Raw genomic sequence first — 17,526 nt, forward strand, 5'->3', positions numbered from 1 at the left:
ATAATATACGAGCATATGTCTGCTGAAAAACATTATCATTTTGTTGCCCTCTCCGGCAGTTTACGGAAGGGCTCCTACAACACCATGGCGCTGAAAGCCCTGCAACAACTGGCGCCTTCCAACATTACCGTTGAACAGGTATTCTTCGACAAGATCCCCATGTACAACGCCGACCTCCATACAGAACAACTGCCGGAAGAAGTGGTACCGCTGGTGCATAAGATAAAGGAATCCGATGGGGTGATCATTGTTTCACCGGAGTACAACTACTCTATTCCCGGTGCGCTGAAGAACGCCATAGACGTGGTTTCCAGGCACCCCGACAAGCCTTTCAGTGAAAAAGCGGTGGCCATTATGGGCGCCTCCCAGGGCCAGATAGGTACCGCCAGGATGCAATATCATTTACGCCAGGTAATGGTGTTCCTGAACGCGTTTGTGATCAATAAGCCGGAGATCATGATCAGCAGTGCCCAGCATAAGTTTGATGAAAACGGCAACCTCACCGATGAGTTTTATATTAAGCAATTGCCGCTGCTATTGCAGTCGCTGGCCCGCCTGAGCGATAAAATGGGTCACGAGCCCGATTCTATATAAGGTTCGTAAGTACGGTATTTTGTAAAGAAGATGATGGCCGAAGCTGTCTGCAGCAGCAGTACAGCCGGCCATTCATAATGACCAAGCACCATGAACAGCACAATAAAAGAAGTAAGCATGGTATAACGTACATGTACCTCCGGGTTCATCTTGGGGAAAAACAACATGGTACGGAACAGGATCAATAATGACAATGCCGTGCAGAAAACCGTTATCAGCCCCCATGGCGTTGTTTTCGCATATGCATTAACACCGATGATGATCATCTCCGGTAAAAAAGTAATGACATACACACCGGTCAGCCGCATGTAATGGGAGAACAAACTAACCGGAAGGTTCTCCATAAAATTGAGATAGGTATCATCAAATGCGCGGTGATGCACCATCAGCTGCATATGCGTGAGCACACTGATCATAACGCCAAGCTGTAATCCGCGCAGATCAAAATAACCGCCCCTGTCCATTATCAGGAAGGTAAGCCACAGCACTCCCGCCGACACCAGCTTGGTGCTCACAATACGACGGGAAAAATTTGTAAACAGTTCATACAGGAAAAACAATACCGGCGGTTTTGTAAAATGCCGGTTGAGCCACCGTTGCAGGTTACCGGTAAAAAAGATCACATCTGGTTGTTCCAGCTTCCTTTCATATAACCTTAACGGCCATATGCAGTTGGCAATGTTGATAACTCCGATAATGGCTGCCTGTGTATAATACCCTTGCCGGATGGCAACAACAAGTGTAATAGCCACATATACCAGTACCGGCATATAAATGGCCGTATGAAGCCGCAGCCAGATCATACGGCGGGCGGATCTGTCTATACTTCCCATGGTAGGATACAGGAAATCATATCCCTGCAACTGGAATGTTTTCAGTATAAAACCCACGCATTTGAGCGCGTAGGAAGTCCACAGCAGCAGTACCAGGAACAGGAAGGTATAGTTGCCCAGGAAACCGAGCATCAGTCCTTTGTGATAGGCCAGGAGGTTAGCGCTGTTCACAACCCCGAAGAGCAGGTAAAACAGTACCAGGAAGAAGCCCGTATTCTGAATATAGAACCGTTGTGTAAATATTTTACCAAGTATAGCGGAGGTAGTACGCATGTTAGCTGAGCGTAATGTTTTTATGGGCTACTTTCAGTGTGCCCGTTACCGTTAATTCTTCCGCATCCAGCGGCTGGTGGGAAGTAATACAAAAAGAAACGCCTTTGGCGCTGTATTCCCGGATCAGGTCGTATAAAACCGCCAGTGCGCGGGTATCTATGGTGATCAGGGGCTCATCCAGCAGGATAAGGGCCGGTGTGCCGGTGAAGGCCAGCAGCAGGGAAAGCTTCTTCAGCATTCCGCTTGAGTAGCTGCTTACCGGGTTATTCACAAAAAGGTGTACTCCCAGTTTTTCGCTGATAGCCCGGATATCATCCGGGTTGCCGCCTTTGGTATTCAGATAAAGTTGCAGCAGGTCGCGGCCGGTGAGAAACGACGGGTAAAGCGGTTCTGCTTCTGCGTAGTTGATCAGGCGGCGGAACTGTACCGGGTGCTGGCGGCTGCTCACCTTCCCCTGGAGCAGGATCTCGCCTTTAAAGGGGATCAGTCCTGCCATTACCTTCATACAGGTGGTTTTGCCGGCGCCGTTCTCCCCCTGCAGCCAGTAGATGCCGGCGGGCAGCTCCAGCCGGGCAATATCCAGGACGGGCACATCCTGGTAATTCTTCTTAACTGCATGCAGGGCTATAACCGGTTCGGACATATGAAAATGCTTAAAAGTGTAAATATGAAAAATTAACGCATATATATCTACGGACGGCTATCTTTTTAACAAAAATTTTCCCGGCACATTTTTCTACTGATCATCATTCATTTAGCCGTAGCAGTTAAAAAAATAATCATATAAGCCAGATTTTCACACCAGTCCATTCACATACAAAGGATATTGCATATGCACAAGGTGCAAAACCCGTGAAACACGCGCTGCCACTATAGTTTTATTAAAGTTGTATATCTTTTCCACACCTGTTAGTAACTAAAGTTATACACGGTGAGCGGGATGCTTACATTTGTAATCCTGAGCGTATGGATTTTAGGAAACGATGATGTTGAAATATGATTTGAGGGAGACAGGACAGTGAGATTTCAGTATGCTGACCCCAGGAAGAAAAACCAAAAACCTTCGACAGTACCCATAAAATAATTAAAGATGAGTAACGAGAATGAAATTCTTTTAAAAGAGAACAAGGACCGTTTTGTGCTATTGCCGATCAAATACCCGAAAATCTGGGAGCAATACAAAAAACATGAAGCCAGTTTCTGGACAGCAGAAGAAATAGATTTAAGCAGCGACCTTAAGGATTGGGCAGGCCTGAATGATGGAGAACGTCATTTTATTTCCCATGTACTGGCGTTTTTCGCTGCCAGCGACGGGATCGTTAATGAAAACCTGGCAGTAAACTTTATGAGTGAAGTACAGATCCCGGAAGCCCGTTGCTTTTATGGCTTCCAGATCATGATGGAAAACATCCACTCTGAAACATATGCATTGCTGATTGACACCTACGTAAAAGACCCTTCGGAAAAAGACCGCCTGTTCCATGCGATCGATACCGTGCCTGCGGTAAAGAAAAAAGCAGAATGGGCTTTACGCTGGATCGAGAACGGCACCTTCGCTGAGCGCCTGGTAGCCTTCGCCGCGGTAGAAGGGATCTTCTTCAGCGGCAGCTTCTGCTCTATCTTCTGGCTGAAGAAAAGAGGCCTGATGCCGGGATTGACCTTCTCTAACGAGCTGATCAGCCGGGATGAAGGCCTTCACTGCGAATTTGCCTGCCTGCTGTACAGCATGCTGGAAAATAAGCTGAGCGAAGCACAGGTACACCAGATCATCCGTGACGCGGTGTCCTACGAAAAAGAATTTATTACAGAAGCCCTGCCGGTTGGACTGATCGGTATGAATGCCGAGCTCATGTCGCAATACATTGAATTTGTGGCCGACAGATGGATCGGGGAACTGGGCTATTCCAAGATATTTAATGCGTCTAATCCTTTCGATTTCATGGAAATGATTTCCTTACAGGGTAAGACCAACTTCTTTGAAAAACGTGTGGGCGATTACCAGAAATCCGGCGTAATGGGTGGTACAAAAGAATCACAGACATTCAGCCTGGAAGAAGATTTTTAAAAACATTTTGAATTACTAACCTCTTAAATTCACAAACCCATGTTCGTAATCAAAAGAGATGGAAGGAAAGAAGCAGTGAAGTTCGACAAGATCACTGCGCGTATTGAGAAACTATGCTATGGTTTCAATACTGAATACGTAGATGCCATAGACGTAGCGAAAAAAGTAATACAAGGTTTGTATGATGGGGTAACCACCAGCGAACTCGACAACCTGGCTGCAGAAACAGCCGCATCCCTCACAACCAAGCACCCGGACTATGCACTGCTGGCTTCACGCATAGCAGTAAGCAATCTGCATAAGAATACCATCAAGTCGTTTTCCAAAACGATGAAGAAACTGTATGAATACATTGATCCAAAAACCGGCAAACCAGCAGCACTGCTGTCTGACGACGTATGGGACATCATCAGGAAAAATGCAGAGATACTGGATTCCAGCATCATTTACGACCGCGACTTTGCTTTTGACTACTTCGGTTTCAAAACACTGGAGCGCTCTTACCTGCTGAAAACAGACGGTAAAGTACAGGAACGCCCGCAGCATATGCTGATGCGCGTAGCCGTTGGCATTCATAAAGAAGACATCGACTCCGCCATCAAAACATATAACCTGATGAGCGAACGCTGGTTCACACATGCCACACCTACCCTGTTCAACGCAGGCACGCCAAAACCACAGATGTCTTCCTGCTTCCTGCTCACCATGCAGGACGACAGCATCGAGGGCATTTACGATACCCTGAAACAAACCGCGAAGATCTCTCAGAGCGCAGGTGGTATCGGTTTAAGCATTCATAACATCCGCGCTACAGGATCTTATATCAGCGGCACTAACGGTACCTCCAACGGTATCATCCCGATGCTGCGCGTATTCAATGATACCGCACGTTATGTAGACCAGGGCGGTGGCAAACGCAAAGGCGCTTTCGCTATCTACCTGGAACCATGGCATGCCGATATCTTCGAATTCCTGGACCTGCGTAAGAACCACGGTAAAGAAGAGATGCGCGCCCGCGACCTGTTCTATGCCCTCTGGATGCCAGACCTGTTCATGAAACGCGTAGAATCCAATGGCGACTGGTCATTGTTCTGCCCTCATGAAGCACCGGGACTGCATGAGTGCTGGGGTGAAAAATTTGAAGCACTGTACGAACAGTACGAAAAAGAAGGACGCGCCCGTAAAACAGTGAAGGCACAGGACCTCTGGTTTGCCATCCTCGATGCACAAATCGAAACCGGTAACCCTTACCTGCTGTATAAAGACGCCGCCAACCGCAAATCCAACCAACAGAACCTGGGTACCATCAAGAGCTCCAACCTGTGCACTGAAATCATCGAATATACCGATGCAGATGAAGTAGCTGTTTGTAACCTGGCTTCCCTGGCGCTGCCACGCTTTGTAATTGACGGTAAATTTGATCACGACAAATTATACGAAGTAACTTACCAGGCTACCCTGAACCTCAACAAGATCATCGATAACAACTACTACCCTATCGAAGAGGCAAGACGCAGCAACCTGCGCCACCGCCCTGTAGGACTGGGTGTACAGGGTCTTGCTGATGCGTTCATCCTGATGCGTTACCCGTTTGAAAGCGATGAGGCTAAAAAACTGAACAGCGAAATATTTGAAACCATTTACTTCGCAGGGTTGAGCGCATCCAACGATCTCGCTAAAAAAGACGGCGCTTACGAAAGCTTCCCCGGCTCCCCGGCTTCCAAAGGAATCCTCCAGTTTGACATGTGGGATGTAAAACCTTCCGCACGCTGGGATTGGGACAGCCTGAAGCAATCTATCATAAAAGATGGTATCCGCAACTCCCTGTTGCTGGCGCCAATGCCTACCGCTTCTACTTCACAGATCCTCGGCAACAACGAATGCTTCGAACCATACACTTCCAACATCTACACCCGTCGTGTACTGAGTGGAGAATTTGTAGTGGTAAACAAACACCTGCTGAAAGACCTGGTAGAACTGGGACTGTGGGATAATGACATGAAAACAAAGATCATTTCACACAATGGATCTATCCAGAACATTGCGGAAATACCTGCCAATATTAAAGAACTGTACAAAACAGTTTGGGAAATCAAACAACGTAACCTCATTGATATGGCGGCCGACCGCGGAGCGTTCATCTGCCAGTCGCAATCACTGAACCTGTTCGTTGATACGCCAACTACCGGCAAACTTACTTCCATGCACTTCTACGCCTGGAAGAAAGGATTGAAAACCGGTATGTACTACCTGCGTACCCAGGCTGCTGCACAGGCCGTTCAGTTTACCGTTGAAAAACAAGGCGGTCAGCAAATCCAGCCAGTAGTTGCTACCGGCGGCAATGCAGAAGAAGAGATTGTAGTGGGTGCTGTTTGCACTATGGAAGAAGGTTGCGTTACCTGCAGTGCATAAGGGTTTATGTAAGTATAAATGCGGATCCCTGGCCCAAATGGCCAGGGATTTTTTTTAACCTGACAAAGAATTGAGGTAATGAATGTGACCTTAAAGAACTTTCATGTGTATAAGTCAATGAACAGAATAGGTTACAAAAAATTGTTACCCGTTACCATCCGACACAATAAGTAGTTATTATAATCATCTATTTAACTATGAGTAAAGAAAGAATAGAAGTGGTTTTACCTGATGATGTATTAATCAGTAAAATTTATTACATCAGAGGGCACAAGATAATGCTAGACCGTGATCTTGCAGAGCTATATAATGTAAAACCAATACGGTTAAGGGAGCAGGTAAAACGGAATATGGACAGATTCCCGGAAAACTTTATGTTCCAGTTAACGGAAGAGGAAACAGAAAGGATGGTATCGCATTTTGCGATACCATCCAAAAAGCACCTTGGTGGCCATTTCCCGTATATTTTTACTGAACATGGCGTATTAATGCTGGCAAATGTATTACGTAGTGAAAGAGCCATACAAGTGAGCATCCGTATTATTGAAATTTTTGTGAAGATGCGGGAGATGTTGTCCACTAACAAAGATATTCTACTGAAACTGGAACAGCTGGAAAGGAAGTCCGGCAGCCATGATGCAGATATACAACTGATCTTTGAATACCTGAGGGAATTACTAAGTCCTCCGCAGGAACCACGTAATATAATTGGTTTTACACGACATGGTGAGGTCAAAGTCTAGCCTGGACAGTGTACGCAATTTAATACCGCCTTCCCGGCTTCGTGGTACAAAATTCCTTACCCGCTATCTGCTTAATAAATACCTCCGGAGAAGTGCCCAGGTAGTGCTGAAAATCCTTGATCAGGTGGCTCTGGTCATGATAACCGAAATCGTGGATAAGATCAAACCAATCTACAGACGCAGCTGTACTATGTTCTATGCTGCTGATCACCTGTTTGAAGCGGAGAAACCGTAACATTTCCTTGGGGGAATAACCCACATACTTTTTAAAACGCAACTGCACGGTACGTTCAGACAGTTCTGCATCTGCTGCAATGGCTTTAGCCGGCTGTATCAGCGGATCGTTAAAATAATCGGCGCCATTAAGCAAAGGCTGCGCCCCTTCCTCTGCAGCAAGTGCAGTTGCAGAAATATAATCCTTTAATATTTCTACCCTTTCAGCCGGGGATGCACATCTTTTCAACACCTCCCACAGTTCCCGGGCATCCTCAGGATAATGTAGCTCTTCCCCGTTCAACTCATCTACCGGTACCTGATACAACCGGTAAAAACCATCCAGGTTAAATACCACGGCCAGCAGATCTGCCCCCGGCAGCAACTCGTAGTTCAGCATCTTCCTTAAAGGGCCCAAAACAGCTGCTTTCTCTATCTGCAAATTACCCAATGCTTCAGCTGCAAAAGAAAATCTTACAGGAGCCCCAAAATTGAACAGCAACATCATTTCATAGTTGGGAGAAAGATGCGCAACAGTAGCAGCGGCATCCTCACCAGACCGGATCACATAAAAATGCTTCACAATATCCGACAACGGCGGTACAACCTCGAAATGTGTTCCTTCGTATGCCATAAGAAACGGTTAATTTTCTGCTTCAAGATCCTCTGCCCTGAAGCCCCATTCGCTTAACAGGGATTGATATTGCTCTTCAGGAAGGCTTTGCTGCTTATAGTGCCCGGCAATGGTTTTCTGGCGCATGGCCTCATAAATGCTCACCGCGCAGGCCACCGAAATATTCAGCGACCGGATAATGCCCATCTGCGGAATGATAAAATTACCATCCGCCATACCCCTGGCGGCATCGCTCACGCCATTCTGCTCATTGCCAAATACCAGCGCTACGGAGCCGCTGAAGTTAATATCGTAAAGACTTACCGCATCTGCAGCAAGATGAGTGGTCAGTATCTTATCATACCGTTTACGCAATGCTGCAAAACAGTCTGCCGCATTATCAAAATCATGTATGGTGAGCCATTGCTTGGCACTGCTGCTGCTTCTGTGGCCCCAGTTCTTTCTCCGCGGCGCTTTTGAGGTAATGATATAAATATCCTGTATGCCCACGGCATCGCATGTACGCATCACCGCCGACACATTATGAGGGTCCTGTACATCTTCCAGCACTACAGTCAGATTAGCCTGCCGCCTGCTCAATACAGATAATAGTTTTTCTCTTCTTTCCGGTGTCATACGCTGAATATTGCCGCTAAAATACGAAATAGTGCAGAGATGGTCCCGCACCCTCATTTTCTCCTTAATACATTATGCTTATCTTCACCCCCAAAATATAAATACCCTATGATCAAAAAGATCCTGAAAATTGTGGGTATCGCAATAGTGGTCTTGATACTGGCCGCTATTGCCATCCCCTATTTCTTTAAAGACAAGATAATAGCGAAAGTAAAAACAGAACTGAATAAGCAGCTGACCGCCAGAGTAGATTTTAAAGACGTGGATATCAGCTTATTCCGTCATTTTCCGCGACTGGCGGTAGGCCTAGAAGAATTGCAGGTGATCGGCACCGGTGAATTTGCCGCCGATACCCTCCTTTCTGTAAAACAGATAGACGTAGCCCTTAACCTGATGAGCGTTATTAAAGGAGATAAGATGGACATCTACAATATTGCCCTCTTACAGCCACGTATACACGCTATTGTAAATAAAGACGGCGCCGCTAACTGGAATATCACCAAACCGGATACCGCAGCGGTAAACCCGGCAGATACCGGTAAAAGCACCTTTGCCCTCCGCCTGCAGCAATATAAAATTGAGGATGCCTGGATCGATTACGACGACCGGCAGGGCAACATGGAATTACTGGTTACAGGCCTGAACCACCAGGGTAAAGGCGATTTTACACAGGACCAGTTCCTGCTGCAAACCAGCACCACCGCCTCCGGCATTACTTTCCGGTATGGCCTTATCCCTTATTTATCACAGGTAAAAACTTCCCTGGACGCAGCTATCCAGGTGGATAATAACAGTAACACCTATACGTTTAAAGACGGCAAAGCATCGCTCAACAACCTGGAACTGGCGCTGCAGGGCTTCTTTAAGCTGGTAAACGACTCTACCTATGGCATGGACATGAGCTTCAAAGCACCTTCCACCAATTTTAAAGACCTGCTGTCTTTAATACCTGCCGTATACAAAACAGATTTCGATAAGATAAAAACCAGCGGTACCGCCGCTTTTGGCGGATTTGTAAAAGGTACTTACTCACCTGTGCAGATGCCCGCATTTGGACTGGATCTTTCCGTGAAAGACGGCTTCTTCCAATACCCGGATCTTCCCAAACCGGTAAAAAATATCCAGATCGCTATGAAGATCAGCAATCCGGACGGGGTACCGGATCATACGGTAATAGATATGCCTACCGGTCACCTGGAAATGGATAACACCCCGCTTGACCTGCGTATGCTCATCAAAACACCGGTATCCGACCTCTATGTAGACGCAGCCGCCAAAGGCAAGCTGGATCTTTCCAAGATCACCCAGTTCGTAAAACTGGAATCCGGTACCAATTTATCCGGCCTGCTCGATGCGGACATCAGCGCCAGAGGCAATATGAGCGCCATCGAAAAACAACAGTACGACCGCTTCTATGCCGCCGGCACCCTGCAACTGAGCAATATGTTGTATAAAAGCAAAGATTATCCCGACGGCGTAAAAGTGAATAACCTCTCCCTGCAGTTCAATCCCAAAAACGTAACAGTAAAGGATCTGAACGGGCAATACCTGGGCACCAACTTTGAGGCCAATGGTGAAGTTAATAACCTCCTCGCCTATACGTTTAAGAACGAGCCGCTGGACGGACAAATGAATTTCAAGGCAGATGAGATCAATCTCAACAAATGGATGGGTACCACCAGCACTACCTCCTCCACCCCGGCTGCTGCCCAAAAAGATTCCGCAGCCGCTGTACCGTTTGCGGTGCCTGCCAATCTTAACCTGGGACTCCAGGCCAATGTGAATAAGATCCATTACGATAAGGCTGATCTTACCAATGTATCCGGTAAGCTGCTGGTGAAAGATGAAACAGTAACCATACAACAGCTGAAAGCCAATGCCCTGCAGGGTACTATGGAAATCAACGGCAGCTACAGCACTAAGGCCAGCAAAATAAATCCCGACATTAACCTGGCTTATGATGTGCAGAACCTGGATGTACAACAAACATTCAACACCTTTAATACCGTACAGAAATTAATGCCTATCGGCAAATTCCTTTCGGGTAAAATTACATCGCAGTTAACCATGCATGGCAAGCTGGGAAAAGATATGTCGCCCGATCTGAGTACGCTTACCGGAGATGGCAGCCTGCTGCTTGTACAAGGATTCCTGAAACAGTTTGCCCCTGTTGACCAGCTGGCCAATTCCCTGAATATTTCACAGCTGAAAGATATCTCACTGCGTGATATCAAAAATTATTTCTCTTTTGAAAACGGCCGTGTAAAAGTAAACCCGTTCAAAGTAACGGTGAACGGTATACGAATGGACATTGCGGGCTCGCACGGCTTTGACCAGTCGCTCGATTACACGCTGCAACTGGCACTGCCACGTAGTTTGATGGGCACTGCCGGTAACACACTGGTAAATAACCTGGCCTCACAGGCACAAAGCAAAGGCATTCCTGTTCAACTGGGCGACAGCGTTCGCCTGCAGGTGTTAATGGCCGGCAATATCCTCAAGCCAAGTGTAAAAACAGACCTGCGTGAAACTGCCAACAACCTGAAATCACAGGCAGCGGAGCTGGTAAAGAACAAGATCGACACCGTAAAAAACACGGTAAAGGACAGTCTTAACCAGATCAAAAATACAGCAGTCAATTCCCTGAAAAACGAATTAAAAAATCAGCTCAGCGGAAAGAAGGACTCCTCACAAACCTCTTCCAGCAAGCCACTTGAAAATGTGGGCAAACAAGCCGGTGAGTCCGTGAAGAATACCCTTAACGGCTTGTTCGGCAAGAAGAAACCGGCCGCGGATAGTACGAAGCATTAACGCGGAATTTGTCTTGGTACACTGATTTTGATGATTCGTCTGATTTTATTTTTTTAGATTTTTATAAGAATAGTTAAGGGAGATAAGAGCAATATACCGCTCATATCTCCCTTTATTATTAATCAATAGTTCGGTAGTTATTTAAGCGGCCATCGATCCAATATTGAGGCATTTGGAGTATAGTTGTTTTATTTTATTGCAATTCAGCTCCAGTCCTAGGTTTGAAAAAATAGTTTTGGTCAGATGCTTGTTATAGAACCAGGTTTTGATACTGCGCATGGAGAAAGGAGTATTCTCCTTGTCGGGCAAACTGGCCCAACACGCTAACTTCATTAATGCTACCAGTTCAGACCTTATTCCCTGAAGCAAATCGCAGAGGCTTATAAAATACAAACTTCGGCATGCGTCATTCAACCTGTATTTGTTCGCTTTGTTAATTGTAATTCCCGGAAAATTATAATTGATCAAGCCGCAGAAAAATTTACAAAAGCACTAACATTTGAAGGTCCATCATTTCTCTATCAAAAAAATATTCCGTTGATTTGGTTGAACCCTCGAAACTATATTGCGAGGGCTGAACAAATAGTTCATTGAAAGCAAACAGAAATATAAACCTAATTTATAGTGACCTCTGTTTGTTGCAGAACCAATCATATAAATGATAGCATAGTTATGCTCGTGCTCTAAATCCATCTGGCGAAATCGGATTATAATATTTTCTCATTATGTATATACCTTGTATAAAATTGACCGGTTACTGTAAATACCGTTTTATAAAACGGAGAATATTGAATAATTCAATCAGTGCTCAAAAATTCATTAATAACATTCTGATTTATTAAACTATTTTAATAAATATGTTGATCAAAATGCCTAACATTATATGTGTTCTGATCTTGGATGAAAAATGTAAGCTTTTAATTGTAACCCTTTAGCCCTACATTCTAATTAATTACCATGAAACTGTTAATACATGGCATAAAATTTACATTTTCTGTCTTGTCCCTATTAGTGTTCCTAATCAATGGGGGTAAAAAGGATAATTCTACTCCTACTACCGCGCTGAACCAGAAAGTAATCAATTTAAGGACGGAGCTGCAAAAGTTAAATATCGAGAGCAAATTAGCATCCCGATTCAATGATATATTGAATATCAAATGGCGTCCTGACTGGGGTGGCGTTACAAAAAATGAGACTATATAATGAAGGCAGGTCAAGTTAAACATTAAGCTCTCGTTTTTTGTGTTTCTATTTGTAAAAGCTCCGTTTTTTGATACTGCATTACAGTTAAATTCGAAAACATGAACAAAGAAAATAAAAACATGCCGGGAACTGACGATGATGAAACCGTCGATATTGCGATTATTGGCGCCGGTATAGCGGGATGCTATACAAGTTATCGATTAAAGTCTGAAGATAGGCTGCTGAAAAGAGAGGGTCGACAAAAAATAGTTTTATACGAACAAGATGATTTTATTGGGGGTAGATTGAAATCTATAAAATTTGGCGAGCATTATATTGAACTAGGAGGAATGCGTTTTTTTGAGGAGATCCCAATACTATCAGATTTACTCAGACACCTGAATCTAACTTCGAAGGTAAAACAATTCGACTTCAGCTCGAATTGTAATTTAAGCTATCTTAAGAAAAGGTCCGTAAGATTGGATGATTTTGAATTAATTAACACGCTTTACAGTTTGTCACCTGATGAGCAATCTACCTCTGCTGAGGGGCTTATTGAATTCGCTATTAAAAAACATTTCAATTGGTTCTATCCATTACATGATCATTATCATCAATGCTACAAAGAAAAGAATTGGGCTTTAGTCGATGAAGTTTCAAAACAATATGAAGATATAAAAAGTAAAACTAATTGGGAAGGAAATAGCATAGAATCTATCTCTTGGTTTCAATTTTTGAATGCATTTCTTTCAACAGAAGCCATTGCATTTATACAGGATATCGGTGGTTATGAAATCGTTAATTCGAATGGGAATGCGTCTTCATGGCTAGACAACATTTTTTACACTCCAAAAAACGTACAATATAAATGCCTTTCCTCTGGTTTTAATAGTTTACCAGCTAAACTTTGTCGTGACTTTGTTAAGAATGGTGGAATACTAAAACTTAACTATAAATTGATTGCAGTTAGCAAAAGTGATGATAAGTATTTACTTTCTTTTGAAAATGGGAAAGAAATTAAGCAAATTAGCACTCAATTTTTAATATTAACTGTGCCTAAACCAGCATTGGTAAAATTAATTGATAATACTTCTTTTAGCAAAAAAATTAATAAGAAAATATTTGAAAGCATTAAGAGTGTTAATGCTTTCAAACTCTTTTTAACCTATCCTTTCGCTTGGTGGGAAAAGGCCAGAGGTGACAAAGGCAGGGATACAACAGACCTTCCCATAAGACAATTCTACTATAATAAGTTTAATGACAAATCTAGTACTCCGGCATTAATAATGGCGGCTTATTGTAATGGCCCTGACGTGATTTATTGGAACGATTTGATAAATGATACCAAACAAAGTTGTCTCGAAAAAAAAATGCCAAATAGTGAGGATTACTACATTAAAGAAGAACTAAAAAGAGTAGCTCATGTTTTTCTGACAGAAGCGATTGGTATTATGAATGCCCCCTTGCCAATTGATGTGTTCTACGAGTTATGGCTCGAATCCCAAGGTCGTCCGGGCTGGCATGTTTGGGATAAAGGCTATTCATCGGAAAAATCTATGGATTATATGAGGCAGCCTTTCCCAAAAGAGAAAGTTTATATAGTAGGTGAGAGTTGGGCAAAAGAACCGGGGTCAGTTCAAGGGGCTTTAGAAACTAGCGAAAAGATGTTGCAAAATAATTTAGGGCTTTCAAAGCCAAACTGGTTAAAAACGAAATTTATTTAAAACAATAAAATAAGATTTATGTCAATTATCAGAAATCAAACCATAGAGAACCTACCCTTGTCAATTAATGGCCTTGAAGATTATTATCAGGATATTAGAGCACTTTTTAATTTTATAGAAATAAGATTTAGAGTAAAGGAGTATGGTGTTAATTTAGAAAGCGTATCAAAAAACACCTTTTTTTCAAATGACAGTGGGTACAAGCTTTCAGATGACAGTGACTATCCATTTTATTTATGGACCCCATCCTGGTTAGGAAGGTTCTATGCTGATTTTTCATCGGTAAAAGATAGGACAGACGTTGTCAATACATCTATAAAACAAATCCCTATAATCTCATTTATATGGATATGGCATGGTTCGGGAGATGCGTATGTAAAAGATACTAATTCTCCCGAATGTTGGGTAGGCGTAGCTGACCCCATTCTGGGCGACTCGGATAAAAGCATCTATGAAATAGCTGATATGATATTCAAGCATTTTCGCTTTGAAACCACTAAGATAAGTCAGTTTGAAGGTTGGTTTGATGGAAAATTCCATCCAAATACCATCGGCAATGAAATGAATGGTACATGGCAAATGAAACGAATTCCGCTAAAGGAACTGAATACATTTTTTGAGGTAGAACGGATGATAATCAAACCTTTAAGTCAAAAATATTTAGAATTATGTCTAAAAAATCAACCTCATAAATTTACGGCAAACATATAAAAAAAATGCATCATTCAACCCGTATTTGTTCGATTTGCTAATTGTAATTCCCGAAAAATTATAGTTGATCAGGCCGCAGAAAAATTTACAAGAGCACTGACATTTGAAGATCCATCATTCCTCTATCAAAAAAACATTTCATTGATTTGGTTGAACCCTCGAAATTATATTGCGAAGGCTGAGCTAATAGTTCATTGAGAGGAAACGGTAGTATTAAATCCTTTGTGTAAATAAATGTAAGTAACTGTATTAGGGGGATAAACCACCCGGGCAGGTGGAGCGAAGCGTAGCGGAGCCTCACTTCGCTCCACCTGCCCGGGGACGGCGGCAAAATGTGCCCCGTTTTTTTTACCTTTAAATACAGTTTTTTATGGACGAACAACAATCACAACTCCCGAAGGACTTTTTCAAACAGTTCAAAAGCAAGGAAGAATTCAATTCTTTTTTCAACAGCCTGTATAAGCAGGGCGTGGAAGAGATGCTCAAAGGTGAACTGGACGAGCATCTGGGCTACGAGAAGCACGCCCCGGAAGGCCGTAATTCCGGCAACAGCCGCAATGGTTCCTACAAGAAGAAGGTCAAAACCGATTCGCTGGGCGATATGGTGCTCAACATTCCCCGGGATCGCAACAGCGAGTTTGAGCCCCAGTTGATCCCTAAGGGCCAGCGCATGAGCGATAAATTGGAAGAAGCCATTATCGGCATGTATAGTCGAGGTATGACCAACTCCGATATCAGTGAGCAGGTAAAGGAGGTCTATGGCGTAGACGTCAGTGAAGGCACCATCACCAATGTTACCAACCGGGTGATCGAGCTAGTCAAGGAATGGCAGAACCGGCCCCTGGAGCCCTTATACTACGTTGTTTGGATGGACGGCATCGTGCTGAAGGTGAAGCAAAACGGTAAGTATATCAACAAGTGTATTTACCTGGTCATCGGCCTTAAAAAGGACGGTCTCAAGGAAGTGCTGGGGATGTGGATGGCAGAGACCGAATCGGCCTCTTTCTGGATGGCGGTTCTAACGGACCTGAAGGCCCGTGGAGTAGAGGATATCCTGATCGCCTGTACGGACAATCTCAAGGGCTTTACAGACGCCATTAGGGGCGTTTTTCCGGACACCGTTACCCAACTGTGTATTGTCCATCAGATCCGCAATAGCTGCAAATATGTGGTCTGGAAGGATCGGAAGGAGTTTTGTGCTGACCTGAAGGAGGTCTATGCCGCTCCCAATAAGGAGGCCGCCGAACATGCCCTGGAAGGCTTTGCCAAAAAGTGGGAACAAAAGTACAAGCATGCTATCCTGTCCTGGCGCAATAACTGGGACAACCTGACCAGCTATTTTGCCTTCCCCCTGGAGATTCGTAAAATCATCTACACAACCAATACTATCGAAAATGTGAACCGGGGGATTCGGAAGTATGTCAAAACCAAGGTTCAGTTTACCGATGATATGGCTGCCCAGAAGGCGGTCTACCTGGCCCTGATGAATATTCAAAAAAAGTGGAATGCGCCCTTGCACAATTGGGGGTTCTTACTACATCAATTTGTTACTATCTTTGAAAACAGATGCCGCGTCTAATGCCAGTTACTTCTGATTTACACAAACTATTTTATACTCTCGAGGAAACGGAAGTATAAGCCCAAGTTATAGTGCCTGGGCTTATATTTTTCAACCGTCCGTAGTATTATTTGAGCTTCCGGAATACTACCCCGTATTTATCCTTGCTGCAACCGCCTTGCTCCCCACAAAAAATATTTCCGTACCTTCCTTCTATGACATGCTCCCGGATACTCCTCCCCTTCCTACTCTTTCTGTCTCTACACTCAAAGTATCCCTCCGAGCAAATACATCTTGCCAGAATGAGGTAATACTTGTAACGTCCGAAGGAGAGTTATTTTTTAAATCAGTGAGGGAGGAGCTCTTGTATTCTGTTGATTGGATGATCTGCTATTTGTTGCAGCACATCTTTAAGCCAGCTGTAAGGCTCTATGCCATGCATTTTGCAGGTATGACCGAAACTATTTTTTCAAACCTAGGACTGGAGCTGAATTGCAATAAAATAAAACAACTATACGCCAAATGCCTCAATATTGGATCGATGCGCGCTTAAATAACTACCGAACTATTGATTAATAATAAAGGGAGATATGAGCGGTATATTGCTCTTATCTCCCTTAACTATTCTTATAAAAATCTAAAAAAATAAAATCAGACGAATCATCAAAATCAGTGCACCAAGACAAATTCGGCTTTTTTGCGTAACTTATGGTAATCAAAACCCCGGACCATGTGGTTACGCTTCTTTCATTCCACTTACTGCAACGCGGCTATTTTTGCAGGCATACTGTTCTATCTCATGGGTTATTTCATACACCGCTTTCCTCCTAAAAGCACAAAATCATGGTATGGTTACCGTAGCGTATTATCTACCAAAACACCGGAAATGTGGCGCTCTGCCAATGAATATGCAGCCTATATTTCACGGCGTGTAGGCGTTGTGCTCCTGCTCACCGGCGTGGCATGCGCACTTATTTTTGAGAGCCAGTCGGATTGGTTCTGGTATATCACCGTGGGGGCTGTGGTAGCCGGTACCATGTACCTGGTTGGTGATACCGAATGGGAATTAACCCGGCATTTCGATAAAGACGGCAAGCGTATTCTCCCTGAATAAAGCAAAGAAGGCGCTGCTTTCGCAACGCCTTCTTGTGTATGTAC

At 44.0% G+C, this 17,526-nt stretch carries 14 protein-coding genes; 9 read left to right on the forward strand and 5 right to left on the reverse strand.

Annotation, left to right across the window (positions count from 1 at the left end):
• The first annotated feature begins 15 nt into the window (after positions 1-15).
• The gene (locus FN124_RS03295) at positions 16-594 is read left to right on the forward strand and encodes an NADPH-dependent FMN reductase (RefSeq protein WP_142683360.1); all 579 of its coding nucleotides are present in this window, start codon (positions 16-18) and stop codon (positions 592-594) included.
• Here FN124_RS03295 and FN124_RS03300 read toward each other — a convergent pair.
• Positions 573-1,700 (reverse strand): hypothetical protein, encoded by a 1,128-nt coding sequence (locus FN124_RS03300; RefSeq protein WP_142683361.1) that lies wholly within the window; start codon positions 1,698-1,700, stop codon positions 573-575. The genes FN124_RS03295 and FN124_RS03300 overlap by 22 nt on opposite strands.
• A gap of 1 nt (position 1,701) precedes the next feature.
• Positions 1,702-2,343 carry an ABC transporter ATP-binding protein gene (locus FN124_RS03305; protein ID WP_142683362.1) on the reverse strand — a complete coding sequence of 214 codons (642 nt, stop codon included), beginning with the start codon at positions 2,341-2,343 and terminating at the stop codon, positions 1,702-1,704.
• Positions 2,344-2,790: 447 nt separating this feature from the next.
• Here FN124_RS03305 and FN124_RS03310 point away from each other — a divergent pair, with 447 nt between their 5' ends.
• From FN124_RS03310 to FN124_RS03320, 3 genes are all read left to right on the forward strand, one after another.
• A complete protein-coding gene (locus FN124_RS03310; RefSeq protein ID WP_142683363.1) occupies positions 2,791-3,765 on the forward strand; it encodes a ribonucleoside-diphosphate reductase small subunit in 975 nt (324 codons plus the stop codon).
• 39 nt (positions 3,766-3,804) lie between these two features.
• On the forward strand, positions 3,805-6,177 hold the full coding sequence (locus FN124_RS03315; RefSeq protein ID WP_142683364.1) for a ribonucleoside-diphosphate reductase subunit alpha: 2,373 nt from the start codon (positions 3,805-3,807) through the stop codon (positions 6,175-6,177).
• Positions 6,178-6,374: 197 nt separating this feature from the next.
• Positions 6,375-6,920, forward strand: a complete 546-nt coding sequence (locus FN124_RS03320) for an ORF6N domain-containing protein (protein ID WP_142683365.1) — start codon at positions 6,375-6,377, stop codon at positions 6,918-6,920.
• 19 nt (positions 6,921-6,939) lie between these two features.
• On the opposite strand, the gene FN124_RS03325 is transcribed toward FN124_RS03320, so the two are convergent.
• Both FN124_RS03325 and FN124_RS03330 read right to left on the reverse strand, forming a co-directional pair.
• Positions 6,940-7,767, reverse strand: a complete 828-nt coding sequence (locus FN124_RS03325) for a helix-turn-helix domain-containing protein (RefSeq protein ID WP_142683366.1) — start codon at positions 7,765-7,767, stop codon at positions 6,940-6,942.
• A 9-nt stretch (positions 7,768-7,776) separates the two neighbouring features.
• Complete coding sequence (locus tag FN124_RS03330; protein WP_142683367.1) at positions 7,777-8,382, reverse strand: TrmH family RNA methyltransferase; 606 nt, start codon at positions 8,380-8,382, stop codon at positions 7,777-7,779.
• 108 nt (positions 8,383-8,490) lie between these two features.
• On the opposite strand from FN124_RS03330, the gene FN124_RS03335 reads away from it, so the two are divergent.
• From FN124_RS03335 to FN124_RS03350, 4 genes are all read left to right on the forward strand, one after another.
• A complete protein-coding gene (locus FN124_RS03335; protein WP_185937073.1) occupies positions 8,491-11,193 on the forward strand; it encodes an AsmA-like C-terminal region-containing protein in 2,703 nt (900 codons plus the stop codon).
• Positions 11,194-12,494: 1,301 nt separating this feature from the next.
• Positions 12,495-14,099 carry a flavin monoamine oxidase family protein gene (locus FN124_RS03340; RefSeq protein ID WP_142683369.1) on the forward strand — a complete coding sequence of 535 codons (1,605 nt, stop codon included), beginning with the start codon at positions 12,495-12,497 and terminating at the stop codon, positions 14,097-14,099.
• A gap of 18 nt (positions 14,100-14,117) precedes the next feature.
• Positions 14,118-14,810, forward strand: a complete 693-nt coding sequence (locus FN124_RS03345) for a hypothetical protein (RefSeq protein WP_142683370.1) — start codon at positions 14,118-14,120, stop codon at positions 14,808-14,810.
• A 370-nt stretch (positions 14,811-15,180) separates the two neighbouring features.
• Positions 15,181-16,389 carry an IS256 family transposase gene (locus tag FN124_RS03350; RefSeq protein ID WP_142683371.1) on the forward strand — a complete coding sequence of 403 codons (1,209 nt, stop codon included), beginning with the start codon at positions 15,181-15,183 and terminating at the stop codon, positions 16,387-16,389.
• A 325-nt stretch (positions 16,390-16,714) separates the two neighbouring features.
• On the opposite strand, the gene FN124_RS03355 is transcribed toward FN124_RS03350, so the two are convergent.
• A complete protein-coding gene (locus tag FN124_RS03355; protein ID WP_142683372.1) occupies positions 16,715-16,810 on the reverse strand; it encodes a transposase domain-containing protein in 96 nt (31 codons plus the stop codon).
• A gap of 288 nt (positions 16,811-17,098) precedes the next feature.
• On the opposite strand from FN124_RS03355, the gene FN124_RS03360 reads away from it, so the two are divergent.
• Positions 17,099-17,482, forward strand: coding sequence for an SdpI family protein (locus FN124_RS03360; protein WP_142683373.1), 384 nt, complete (start codon positions 17,099-17,101; stop codon positions 17,480-17,482).
• The last annotated feature ends 44 nt before the right edge of the window (positions 17,483-17,526 follow it).

This window comes from Chitinophaga polysaccharea (assembly GCF_902150045.1).
In the GTDB taxonomy this organism is placed as follows: Bacteria; Bacteroidota; Bacteroidia; order Chitinophagales; family Chitinophagaceae; genus Chitinophaga; species Chitinophaga polysaccharea_A.